This is a genomic window from Vibrio sp. ArtGut-C1 (assembly GCF_002105475.1).
Lineage (GTDB): Bacteria > Pseudomonadota > Gammaproteobacteria > Enterobacterales > Vibrionaceae > Vibrio > Vibrio diabolicus.
This window is the reverse complement of sequence record NZ_NCTH01000023.1, coordinates 84,152-96,616: the sequence shown is the minus strand read 5'-3', so window position 1 is coordinate 96,616 and position 12,465 is coordinate 84,152. Positions and strand designations below refer to the sequence as shown.

General features: G+C 45.1%; 12 protein-coding genes and 2 pseudogenes. 10 read left to right on the top strand and 4 right to left on the bottom strand.

The annotated features are described in order from the left end of the window. Positions 1-92: 92 nt before the first annotated feature. Positions 93-335 (top strand): annotated as a pseudogene (locus B7360_RS18005) (PTS transporter subunit IIC); the annotation flags it as partial. Between the two features lie 122 nt (positions 336-457). Here B7360_RS18005 and B7360_RS18000 read toward each other — a convergent pair. Both B7360_RS18000 and B7360_RS17995 read right to left on the bottom strand, forming a co-directional pair. Continuing rightward, positions 458-805, bottom strand: coding sequence for a hypothetical protein (locus B7360_RS18000; RefSeq protein WP_005395359.1), 348 nt, complete (start codon positions 803-805; stop codon positions 458-460). Between the two features lie 9 nt (positions 806-814). Further along, complete coding sequence (locus B7360_RS17995; RefSeq protein WP_085344261.1) at positions 815-2,848, bottom strand: S8 family serine peptidase; 2,034 nt, start codon at positions 2,846-2,848, stop codon at positions 815-817. A 466-nt stretch (positions 2,849-3,314) separates the two neighbouring features. On the opposite strand from B7360_RS17995, the gene B7360_RS17990 reads away from it, so the two are divergent. The 5 genes and pseudogenes from B7360_RS17990 (at position 3,315) to B7360_RS17970 (ending at position 8,512) form a co-directional block, all read left to right on the top strand. Further along, positions 3,315-4,571, top strand: a complete 1,257-nt coding sequence (locus B7360_RS17990) for a type 2 secretion system lipase (RefSeq protein ID WP_101911924.1) — start codon at positions 3,315-3,317, stop codon at positions 4,569-4,571. Positions 4,572-5,285: 714 nt separating this feature from the next. Continuing rightward, entirely contained in the window at positions 5,286-6,629 is a 1,344-nt protein-coding gene (locus B7360_RS17985; RefSeq protein ID WP_085344259.1) for an OmpP1/FadL family transporter, read from the top strand. A 78-nt stretch (positions 6,630-6,707) separates the two neighbouring features. Further along, positions 6,708-7,427, top strand: coding sequence for a carbonic anhydrase (locus B7360_RS17980; RefSeq protein ID WP_020841751.1), 720 nt, complete (start codon positions 6,708-6,710; stop codon positions 7,425-7,427). Positions 7,428-7,506: 79 nt separating this feature from the next. After that, positions 7,507-8,057, top strand: a pseudogene (locus tag B7360_RS17975) (YtfJ family protein). Positions 8,058-8,077: 20 nt separating this feature from the next. Beyond that, the gene (locus tag B7360_RS17970; RefSeq protein ID WP_085344257.1) at positions 8,078-8,512 is read left to right on the top strand and encodes a hypothetical protein; all 435 of its coding nucleotides are present in this window, start codon (positions 8,078-8,080) and stop codon (positions 8,510-8,512) included. Positions 8,513-8,583: 71 nt separating this feature from the next. On the opposite strand, the gene B7360_RS17965 is transcribed toward B7360_RS17970, so the two are convergent. Both B7360_RS17965 and yjjG read right to left on the bottom strand, forming a co-directional pair. Then, complete coding sequence (locus B7360_RS17965; RefSeq protein ID WP_005393699.1) at positions 8,584-9,123, bottom strand: NUDIX hydrolase; 540 nt, start codon at positions 9,121-9,123, stop codon at positions 8,584-8,586. Positions 9,124-9,174: 51 nt separating this feature from the next. Then, positions 9,175-9,849, bottom strand: coding sequence for a pyrimidine 5'-nucleotidase (yjjG, locus tag B7360_RS17960; protein WP_029800868.1), 675 nt, complete (start codon positions 9,847-9,849; stop codon positions 9,175-9,177). A 138-nt stretch (positions 9,850-9,987) separates the two neighbouring features. Here yjjG and B7360_RS17955 point away from each other — a divergent pair, with 138 nt between their 5' ends. From B7360_RS17955 to B7360_RS17940, 4 genes are all read left to right on the top strand, one after another. Next, a complete protein-coding gene (locus tag B7360_RS17955) occupies positions 9,988-10,911 on the top strand; it encodes a LysR family transcriptional regulator (protein ID WP_005384329.1) in 924 nt (307 codons plus the stop codon). 115 nt (positions 10,912-11,026) lie between these two features. Beyond that, complete coding sequence (locus tag B7360_RS17950) at positions 11,027-11,341, top strand: hypothetical protein (protein WP_085344255.1); 315 nt, start codon at positions 11,027-11,029, stop codon at positions 11,339-11,341. Between the two features lie 47 nt (positions 11,342-11,388). Beyond that, positions 11,389-12,075: a YafY family protein gene (locus B7360_RS17945; protein WP_085344253.1), complete on the top strand. Its 687-nt coding sequence runs from the start codon at positions 11,389-11,391 to the stop codon at positions 12,073-12,075. 164 nt (positions 12,076-12,239) lie between these two features. After that, positions 12,240-12,422 carry a hypothetical protein gene (locus B7360_RS17940; protein ID WP_085344265.1) on the top strand — a complete coding sequence of 61 codons (183 nt, stop codon included), beginning with the start codon at positions 12,240-12,242 and terminating at the stop codon, positions 12,420-12,422. Positions 12,423-12,465 lie beyond the last annotated feature (43 nt).

Genomic DNA, 12,465 nt, shown 5'->3' with positions numbered 1-12,465 from the left:
AAAGATGTTCGCTTCATCGATGGAGTGAAAGAAATGGAGACTCATCAACAGGCTACTGCATGATCTCCATACACCACATTTGACAATAGCTCCTTACTGTGATTATCCCTGGTGTAGTTCCACACTTCTTTGTGGGTGCGGCTGCGGGTGTATTTGGTAACGCAACAGGTGGTCGTCGCGGCGCAATTCTAGGTGCGTTTGCACAAGGTCTACTGATTACTTTCCTACCTGTCTTCCTAATGCCAGTACTGGGTGATCTTGGCTTTGCAAACACAACATTCAGTGATGCTGACTTCGGCATTGTAGGTATCCTACTTGGCCTGATTGTGCGCTAAGCTTTTATTCTTATGAATGCAGAATTAGGCTCGTCGGCATTCATCTCTCAAAGGCTCTAGCAGGAAAAGCACTCAAACAAAACGCCCCTCACGTGAGGGGCGTTTTTCATATTGAGGCTATCTTATTGAGACAACAACTTTCTCGTTGGTTCTTGCTCGGTGTATTCAACGGATTCATTACCAGATAGCTTATCGACGTCCGCTTGTTCGCCGCTCACCACCAGTACCTGTTGCTTCACCAACGCATCAACCACTTTAAGGTTATGTTGACGAAGAAGCGCTCTCACTTCGCTCTCTTTCCCTTTGTGATACTTAACAAAGTAACGCGTAGGTTGTTGCTCAGCTTGTTCAGAACGTTCATCCACGAGCGGAAATCCTTGATTGTTCGCCAAGCTGGCCGAGCTTAGTCCGATTGCCAATAGTGCGGTAGCACTCACCGCAGACAAAGAAAGTAAGGTCAACTTCTTCATAGCCACTCCTTATTGAAAAGTCAGAGTCCAACTGTTGATTGTGCCTGTGTCTCTTCTGGCACTGTCTACCGCTTTTAGTTCCCAAGAACCTTGTGATTCAAAACCAGAGAAATCCGCTTGGAAAGTGGCTTTGATATCGTTAGCGCTGCCGCCAGTATTATCGTGAAGCACGACTTCTCCACCAGTCGGTGAAGTTAGCGTCACTCGTAGGTCACCGATGTAAGTGTGGCTAATATCAACGTCAATACTTACTGTACCTGAATCACCAGAGCGATCGACATCTACTGCGCTGATTGCGCCAGAAGATTTGTTGTCAGGAATCGCAACAGGGCTGGCGTTTGAGAAGCTAGAGTCCGAAGAGCTACCGCCACCGTCAGGACCGTTACAGCCCGCATCCAAGAACAGTTTCGCTGCTTCCGCATTCACTAGGCCGTGACCTGTGCGGTTGTCTCGTCCAGCGACATCAATGTCTGTTGCCGTTTGAACTAGGGCATTACGTACTTGCGCTGCTGTACACGTTGGGTGGTAACTCCACACCAAGCCTGCTACGCCAGTTACATGAGGTGTTGCCATCGATGTACCATTGTAGTACTCGTAATCTTCACCAGAGGTGGTTGAAACCGTAATTTCTTGACCAACATACCCCAACAGCTCTTGACCAAATGCACGATCAACCGTTACCGAAACCATACGATAAGCGTTGTTTGTGTCTACCAAGAATGGGTTTTGTAAACCAGGTAGTTCAGAGTTGCTGTATACGATTGCAGCTCGCGCACCTGCATTGTAACAAGCTTGAACCGCATCCACTTCTGGGTAGTTACCTGAAGACTGGTTGCCAATACGTTCAGTCAAACAAATTTTGCCCGACATATCACCACAGTTAAAGTTACCGCCAGATACATCACAGCTATCTAGCATTGCTGTTACTGAACCAGCGATTGGATCTGGCACATACGAAGAGCCGTTATTGATCAAACGATTGTGAGGGACAATGCCGCGATCAAACTGGCTTACGCCATTCAAGGTAATATCAGAAAGTTTACCTTCGCCTACCGTAACCGTTGATAAGATCGCCACACCTGGGCCAGAGATCTCAACTTGATCAGTAGATTGCGAGAACGCCGCATGATCATTCTGGTTATCGACAGCAGCAACAGACATAACTGAATCGTAAGAAGCTGGGTAGCTGTGTGCGGTGTTACCGTCATTACCAGCTGCGGCGATTAGCAGAACGCCTTGATCGTAAATGTTTTGCAGTGCATTTTGCTCAGTTCGGCTTGATTGACTACCACCAAGACTCATGTTCACAACGTTGGCACCATTATCTGCACACGTTTGGATCGCTTTAACAAGTCCAGATGAGTAACCCCAACCTGATTCGTTAAATACTTTCACGATGTGCAAATTCACATTCTGGTTTGGCATCACGCCCTTCACACCTTCGGTGTTGGCAATCGCTGCGATAGTACCTGCAACGTGAGTACCGTGGGCGTTATTGTTACCCGGATCGCTCCATGATCCTGTACCACTATCGTTAGTACCTGCAACACGGTTGCCGCTTAGGTCGTTGTGCGAGATGTCGTACCCTGAATCGATAATACATACAGTGCGATTACCAGCATTGAAGTCGTCTAACTGTTGAGCATTAACCGCTTCATAACCCCACGGGGTAGTTTCGCTGAGCAAATAGCGAGGCGGATCGACTTCGACATATTCCACATCACTGCGATTACGAAGTGGTTCTAAGTCATCACCATCCAACTCAACGCTGTAAATGGCGCGATTACCCAGTTTTTCCACCTTACGTGCCTTCACCTGTTCTAAAACAGACTCCTGCGCGATTCGTGGTCCCCAAAAAGAGTTACCACCCATTGAAGATCGGCTGACTGCATCTTCTTTGAATTTGACGATGTACTTCGTCGGTAACTTAGATTCATCAAATCCCATTGGTGGAGCCGCAAACGCTGACATAGAAGTGGTCAGTGCTATCGCTACGGCAGACAACGAAAATAAGCCTTGTTTTTTACTTGTTGTGTAGTGCATTTGCCCTATTCCTTATTTGAGCTAATTTTTATTCACTATATTCTCATGAAAAGTCATCACCATGATGTTCGCATGAGAGCTTCAGCTATAGTTTATAGGCCAAAAATGCCAAACAATTTGTTTCATGAATATACAACTTTGTACAAAAGATCATTCAATAAACATTTTTAGTTAACATCAAAAAGCATAAACAAAACCTTATAAAGCAATCACTTAATTAACAAAAAGTGCATGTTAAATTAATGTTAGTGAGTAATTATTCTAAATAATACACATTTAATCGATTGCTATGCTGAATGGATTTTTTGACCGTGGTGCCAAAACTGAAATATTGAATATTTAGTTGTTGACTGTCTTGAGTATTTACTCAGAATTAGAAGGTTTAGTGAGAAAAATTCTCATCTAAATACTGTTATAGCCGAGCGTATTCACGTATTCGGAACCATAACCATTACAAGAAGAGTGAATGATGAAAAAAACAATCACACTATTAACTGCATTACTTCCGCTTGCCTCTGCCGTTGCAGAGGAGCCAACATTATCACCAGAAATGGTTTCTGCGTCTGAAGTGGTCAGCACGCAAGAAAATCAAACCTATACTTACGTTCGCTGCTGGTATCGTACGAGCCACTCTAAGGATGATGCGGCTACCGACTGGAAATGGGCAAAAAACCAAGATGGTAGTGACTTCACTATCGACGGTTATTGGTGGAGCTCTGTTTCATTTAAAAACATGTTCTACACCAACACTTCACAAAACGTGATTCGCCAGCGCTGTGAAGAAACACTAGATCTGGCGAACGAGAACGCAGACATTACGTTTTTTGCTGCTGACAATCGCTATTCTTATAACCACACGATCTGGAGCAATGATGCTGCAATGCAACCAGATCAAATCAACAAAGTAGTGGCTTTGGGCGACAGCTTATCTGATACAGGCAACATCTTTAACGCTTCCCAATGGCGCTTCCCTAACCCAAACAGCTGGTTCTTAGGTCACTTCTCGAACGGTTTTGTTTGGACGGAATACGTTGCTAAAGCCAAAAACTTACCGCTTTATAACTGGGCAGTTGGCGGCGCAGCAGGTGAGAACCAATACATTGCGCTAACAGGTGTCGGCGAACAAGTTTCTTCTTACTTGACCTACACAAAACTGGCGAAAAACTACAACCCAGCGAATACATTGTTTACGTTGGAGTTTGGTTTAAATGATTTCATGAACTACAACCGTAGCGTGCCGGAAGTAAAAGCGGATTACGCTGAAGCTCTGATTCGTCTAACAGACGCGGGCGCGAAGAACTTCATGTTGATGACACTGCCAGACGCAACCAAAGCACCACAGTTCAAATACTCAACGCAGAAAGAAATTGAAACGATTCGCGCGAAAGTATTGAAAATGAACGAGTTCATCAAAGCACAAGCGATGTACTATAAAGCTCAAGGTTACAACATTTCATTGTTTGATACGCACGCGCTGTTTGAGACGTTAACCTCGGCACCAGAAGAACACGGGTTCGTGAATGCAAGTGAGCCTTGTCTGGACATCAACCGCTCATCCTCTGTTGACTACATGTACACCCATTCATTACGCTCTGAGTGTGCGGCATCTGGCGCAGATAAGTTTGTGTTCTGGGATGTGACTCACCCAACCACAGCCACGCATCGTTATGTTGCTGAAAAAATGTTGGAAAGCAGCAATAACTTAGAAGAGTTTCGCTTTTAATAAGACTTTCTTATAGGTTAAACTCTTAATCATCATAAATACGTTGATGATTAAAAATGGCCACGATATTTCGTGGCCATTTTGTTTTCATATACATGAGTCTAATTTATATTTAAATATAGATGAACAATAATTTAAATACAAAATTTCAAGTTATAAGTATTATAAACAAAACTTTTAAATACCAATAAACCAGTAAAATAAAAAATTATTCAATATGCCATCCATTAAAATTTGATTATGGTCATTTTGATTATGCATTTAAAGAGGAGTTAAGTGGCAAGTTAAATAAAAAATACCCACATAACACAGGTAAGACCGAGAGGAGTGTGTCATGTGGGTTTAAACGATAGTTCTCTTGCTGATTCGAACTACCAACGTTGGGATGCAATGGAAATACAAATGACTCAGAGTTTCCATCACGGACACTTTATCGCTGGATTTCCCTCTATTTGTTAGGGAACAGTCAGCACAATAAAAATAGAGAAGTAATACCGCAAAAATAAAAATAGAGGCTCTGAGTTTAATTTACACGTAAAATAACCACCACATTCACGACATGAACCATTAATAAATTCACCAATAAATATTTATTAAGTTAAATTTATTTATTGTCAACATACTGTTAGTTTTACCCCTAAATACACTGGTCAGATTTGTTTATTTTACTGATTTTCGTTGCAATACAACTTCTAATTAATTCATGAGAAAAACATGCAGCGACAATTCACTCTTTCACCGATTTATTTATTAATCGGGTTAGCCTCCTCGACGGCGTATGCCGGTGGTTTTCAAATTAACGAACATTCGGCGACGGGTCTTGGTCGTGCTTTTGCTGGTGATGCCGTCATTGGTGATAATGCGTCTGTAGTCAGCCGCAACGCCGCAGCGATGACGCTGTTTAAACAAAGTGCCTTATCGTTCGGTGTCACTTACGTCAAACCTGACGTTACCGTTAAAAATGCGCAATATCATCAAGCTAACATTAATGCAGATGTCAATGTTGGTATGGGCGGTTTTCCTCCGTCCCCTCAAGTTGATATTACCCCGTCCTTCTCTCAAACCGTGACCGACATTGATGACGTCGATGGCGTTGGTCAACCAGCCGTTGTACCCAATTTTTACTTTATTCACCCTATCAACGACGACTGGTATCTAGGCTTATCGGCATACTCCAACTTCGGAACCGACATGGAGTTTAAACCAAACTATGGCGCACCTGTTTTTGGCGGTGTCACCAGCGTAGCGAGTGTCAACCTTGGCGCAAGCTTGGCATACAAGGTGAACGACCGTTTTAGTATCGGTGGTGGTATTGATGTGATTTACGGCTCTGGTGAGCTGTACCGCGATATGGACGTGGGTGTTTGCGTTGGTGGGAACATACTTGGAAACGAACTAGAACAACGCTGTGGATCCGTAAAAGGCAACGCACTTGATGTGGAAGCTGGTGGCATTGGGCTTGGCGCGAACATTGGCATGATGTACGAGTTTAACGAGCGTCATCGCTTAGGTTTAAGCTACAAGCACAGCCCTAACATAGATGCCAAGGGCGACATCCACTTTGCTGGCGAATCGTACGACTCGCTTGCTATGCCTCTACCGGATATTGCGGAGTTTTCCGGTTATCACCGCGTCTTACCTAAATTTGCCCTGCACTATTCTGTGCAGTGGATTGGTTGGTCAGCATTTGACAGCTTGAAAGCTGATGATCAGTTGCTAAAAGATTTTCAGTGGCAAGACTCCGCGCACTACTCCATCGGTGCGACTTGGTACGCCAATGAACGTTGGACACTACGCACGGGTTACATGTTCGACAAAACACCTGTCGATGAGCTGACTTCGCTTTCTATCCCAGATTCGAACCGTCACTGGTTATCTGCGGGCGCCTCTTACCAATGGTCATCAGATACCACGGTTGACATCGGCATGACGTACTTGATTGGTGAAGATGTCAACGTAGAAGAGTACGCGTATGAAGGTGTTCCTGCACCTATGGTGACGGGCGTGACCCATTCAAATGCGTTCCTAATTGGTGCCCAACTCAGCCACCGTTTCTAATTTGTCAGGCAGTGATCAAACCTCTAGGTCATTGCCTTGTAACAACGCTTATCGAAGCGACCGAACAGAGACATTATTATGAACAAAACACTACTTGCTTTTTCACTCTCACTTCTCACTCTAAGCGCGGCTCAGGCTTCGGAATGGGGCTATGGCAATGACAAACACGGGCCAGAGCACTGGGGAGAAATCGCCAAAGACTGCGCAACCACGAAAAACCAAAGCCCAATCAACATCGACAACCCAGCCGACGCAAAACTGGAAGCACTGAACCTTTCGTACACTGGTCAGGTCATTGGTTTAACCAACAATGGTCATACGCTGCAAGCGCAAGTGAACGGACGTAACAGCTTCACCATCGATGGCGAGACGTTCGAGCTGCAACAGTTCCATTTCCACACACCTTCAGAAAACCAAATCAAAGGCCGCCAATATCCACTTGAAGCGCACTTTGTACACGCCAACGCAGACGGCGAGTTGGCGGTAATTTCGGTGATGTTTGATGCTGGTGATCAAAACGCAGCGCTGTCTAAACTGATCAACGCAATCCCACAAGAGAATCAAACCACGTTCTTTAAAGATACGTTTGAGATTAACGACTTACTGCCAAAAACTGCAAACTACTATCGATTTAACGGCTCTTTAACCACACCGCCATGTTCAGAAGGTGTGCGCTGGTTTGTGCTTAAAGACACTCAAACCTTATCCAAAGATCAAGCCGCGAAACTGATGGAAGTCATGGGACAAAACAATCGTCCGCTGCAACCGCTAAATGCGCGCGTTGTACTTTCTAACTAATCGCCATATCCGATAAGGGGCATCGTATTTGCCCCTTATTTTGATTCGCTCTAACCTCACTTCGTTACAGGAACCCCCAATGAAAACTCCATCTGTTCTGTCACTCTTACTCGCACTCGCCCCGACATTCGCCTTCTCTCATAACCTTTCTGTCGGTCACCCCCCCCTTCCGTCAGCATTGATACCTATGGTGAAATGACGCTGCAAGGAGACGATGTGGCTTATCAACCTTGGGCAACTCAGCAGATGTTAGGCAAAGTCCGTGTGATACAAGCCATTGCAGGTCGTAGTAAAGCCAAAGAGATGAACGCGCCGCTGATGTCAGCAATCACTGCCGCTCACTTTCCTGAAGATCAGTATCAGACCACAACCGTGATCAACCAAGAAGACGCCATATGGGGAACCGGTACATTTGTAAAATCGTCGGCAGAGGACAGCAAAAAGACATTCTCTTGGTCTTCCATGGTGTTAGACAAAAATGGCGTATTAGCAACAACTTGGGATCTTCAGCAAGAAAGTTCTGCGATTATCGTACAAAATAAACAAGGCGAAGTTTTATTCGTGAAAGAAGGGGCTTTAACTCAAGACGAAGTCACACACGTCATCGAACTGATTAAACAGAATATCTAAACCTAAGGTAAGGAAAAGCTATGAAACTGTTCAACACCATCGCGCTCTGTCTTTTAGCGGCTGTAGCCTCTTTCCAATCGATTGCTGGAGACAACGATTGGGACAAGATTGCAGATAAAACCGTCAGTTTTAAATCGGAAACCGACACAGTCAATCCACTGTCACCATTTGCTAACGCTCGTTTCAGCCACATCAAAATCAAATGTACGCAAGGTACGGTCGATCTGAAAAGCGTTAAAGTGATCATGAAAGATGGTCAGGAAAAGACGTTCGACAGTTTAGGTGTTCTGACTAAAGGCATGTCATCAAGAAGCTTAAGCCTACCAACAAAAGATAACGCGAAATTAGACAAGATCGAGTTGAACTATGAATCGGTTGGCAGCACAGCGCTGCAAGTCGCGGGGGTGACCAAGAAAGCAAAAGTAGAAATTTTAGGTAAGAAAATCGACGAGTAAGCGATGGCTCAACGAGCTCTCCCAAACTAAAAACAGCGGCACTAGGCCGCTGTTTTCATTAAAAATTATCATTAAATGAATTTCTTCAGCTTCGCCAAACCATAAGCCGCGATAGTGACACAATCTTTGATCGTGCCGTCGATCATCATTTGTTCGAACTCCTCAACAGAAAAAGCGCGAGTGATCAAATCCTCTTCTTCACTGTCGAGTTGATTGCCCACGTCCGTTAAATCACTGGCGAAGTAGACGTGACATGTCTGATTCAAAAAGCCGTATGCGATAAACTGCGCGCCGACATACGCCATTGCGCTCGCCTGCATGCCCGTTTCTTCACGTAGCTCACCTTTGGCAAGCTCAAGATGATCCGCATCTGGGTTTGATTCCCACGCCCCTTGTGGGATCTCCCAGCAACGTTGACCTACGGTGTAACGGTACTGCTGAACCAAGTGAATCATCCCATTATCGATAGCCAGAATCGCAGCACAATCAGGTTTGTCGACCACACCATAGATGCCCTCTGCGCCGCTCGGACGTAAAATTTTGTCCTCACGCACCGTCATCCACTTATTCTGGTAAACGACTTTGCTGTCTAGCTGTTTGATGTCTGGCATGGTTATTCCTTGATTTTTCTGAGGGTTACTGCGGAATAATACCCGATTCGGTTACGCCACCAAAATGTTCTTTAGTTCACTCAAAGACTCAACGGTGTAATTTGGTGCGATACGCTCATCGACACTTGCGCCTGTGGTATTTAACCAGCAAGTTTCAATACCAAAGTTATTGCCACCAAGAATATCGGAATGCAGGTTGTCACCCACCATCAGTACGCGCGTTTTGCATGGGTTGCCCATTTGCTGCATCGCGTATTCAAAAATACCTAAGTCCGGTTTTGCTACGCCCACTTGTTCAGAGATCACCACTTTATCGAAATACTCAGTCATCCCTGTGCGCTCAAGGCGAATTGCTTGCAACTCTGTAAAACCGTTGGTGATGATGCCCATTTTAGCTTTGCCTTGCAGCGCTTCCATCAGCTCTTTTGCACCTGGCAACAAACTGCAAATATCGGCCATTGCTTCTAAAAATGCGCTATTGAGATCGGCTGTTGTGGTATTCAACTTCTCAGCCCACTCGGTAAAGCGGTTATGTTTTAGCTCATCTGCCGTTACTTTGCCGTCTTGGTAATCCACCCAAAGCGGTTTGTTTACGGTTTGGTAATGAGCAAAATCTTGTTCAGTAAAATCTACGCCTTTGCGAGAAAACATAAGCTGCAAACCTTTGAAAGCATCAAAGTGGAATAAGGTTTCGTCAGCGTCAAACAGGATCCAATCGTACTTCATTTTCTTCTTCCCAAAATCAAGGTCGTAATACTGGTGCATAGTCTAGATTGTTTTCTTCTTGAAGATAATCTCTATAATTGGAAATTAATTGTATCCTTATGCTCAACAATAAATGCTTCACGATGATAGGAGATTGATGTGAACGCGATTGCCTCCCTGCCCGTTTTTGTTGCTGTTGTCGAATGCGGCAGCTTTTCCCTTGCGGCCAAACAGCTGAATCTGACGAAATCGGCGATCAGCAAACGCATCAACCAACTAGAAGACGATTTGGGCATTCGTCTCCTTAACCGAACCACGCGTAAGCTGAGCCTGACCGAAGCGGGAGAACGCTATTTTGAGTACGCCTCTCAAGCGCTCAACCTAGCCCAGCAAGGCGTGGACGCGGTATCGGAGCTGCAAGGCTCTCCACAAGGTCGGCTCAAAATTACCGTGCCGATGTCTTTCGGTGTGCTGCATATCGCGCCTTTGATCAGCGAGTTTCTCGCTCGTTACCCGAAAATTGAAGTGGATTTAAACCTCGAAGACAAAATGGTCGATTTGGTTAAAGACGGTTTTGATTTGGGGATCCGTATTGGTGAGCTCACCTCTTCCAATCTAATCGCAAAACGTCTCGCCCCTTGTAAAAGTGTGCTTTGTGCCTCACCAGATTACTTAGCGGAGTTCGGCACACCACAAAAACCAAGTGATTTAGTCAGTCACAACTGCCTGCGCTACTCCTATTTCCGTGGCGGCGTCGAATGGATGTTCATCAACAATGGCAGCGAATACAAGGTGCTTCCAAAAGGAAACTTTATCGTCAATAACAGCGAAGCCATTCGCCAGTTGCTGTTAAGAGGTTCGGGCATTGCGCAACTACCAACATTTATTGCAGGAAGAGACTTTGCCGCAGGAAATCTAAAACCGGTGATGGAAGAGTATTCTCTACCAGAACACGCCATTTATGCGGTGTTCCCTGAGCGCAAGCACATGCCGTTGAAAGTAAGAGCCTTTATCGATTTTATCAGCGAAAAACTCGGCACAGATTTACCTTACTGGGATCGTTACAACAGCCCAGAAAAATAACCATATTGATGATAAGTGAGTGAGATTTCACTACTGACATGTTCTGACATTCCATCCGCTTAACCTTATTTGGAACTCAACAGGCAATCCGCCAAAACCAATAAGGAATCACAATATGGAAACCGTTATCGAAACTGTGCAATTTCGTCTAACCGCAGGCACAACAGAGCAAGACGTGGTCGCCGCCGCCAAGCAGTCACAAACGTTTGTGAAGAATCTGCCGGGCTTTTTGTATCGCTCACTCAGTCACGAAGCGGCGGACGATGTGTGGACAGACATCATTTACTGGCGTTCAATGGACGATGCCAAACAGGCGGGAAAACAGCTTAAGCAAGCCGCTGAATTTCAGCCTCTGTTATCAATGATTGACTGCGAAAGCTTCGAGCTTAAACATCACAACTTAAAAATGTGCAGTGAGCTAGAGAAGTAATCAGCCACACTACTACTAACAACCAGTAGGTCTAGATAAGGAACATCATGAGCAAATCAGAACGACTGTTTGAGCTACTGACGCTTTTGCGCGCAAAGCGTTACGCCGTGACAGCGAAAGAGCTCGCAGAAAGAATGGAAGTTAGCGAACGTACGATTTATCGCGATATTCAGTCGTTGCTTAGTTCTGGTGTTCCTATTCAAGGTGAAGCAGGTGTTGGCTACCTATTGCAAGCTGGCTCTCATCTGCCGCCTTTGATGTTCTCAGAAAAAGAGATGATGGCGCTTGAACTGGGTATGCGGATGGTTCGAGCCTGGTCGGATGTTGAACTCGCCAAAGCGTCTCACTCTGCGTCCACCAAAATACTTTCGGTATTGCCCGATAAGCTCAAACAACAAGTGGAAGATTGTCCGCTGATTGTGCCCGATTATCACACCCAATCCGAGACTGCCAAACGAGGGCAGCTTCTGCGCCACGCGATTGATCATCAGTTTAAGGTCAGTTTGGATTACCAAGATGAAAGCGGACAGGTGACCGAGAGAAAAATCCAACCGTTAGGCCAGTTCTTTTGGGGCAAAGTCTGGACGCTGGTTGCCTGGTGCGAATTGCGCGATGACTACCGCCAGTTCCGCCTCGACCGTATCCAAGCACTGCGTATGCACGATGAAGAGTTTCAGAGTGCGGAAACCAAATCTCTCAAACATTATATTGCGCAGTATGAATCGAAAGATTGAGTGTTTTTCATCCCTCCATCACAAGGATTCTAAATTGCTCTGCTCAATGCGCGATATTTGGAAAGGTACATTTAGTTAAACTAATGTTTCATTTTTAACAGATGCGCAACCAATCTAAGATCGTTAACTTAAGTAGCACGTCAACCACACCGGAGCGTGAAGCTATGAAAGTACTGATTCAATACACCCAAGCAGGGAAATATCGAGATCAAGCGTGGGAATCTTTAACTCTTCGATCTAAAGGTGATATGCAGGCCGTTACCCCTTCTTATGCTGCCCAACTTATCGAACAAAGCAAAGCGACACTTGTGATAACAGAAGACGGACAGATCATCTTTCAATCCTAAATTCCATCAATCCTATGACTAAAAAGGCCTGCATTGCTGCAGG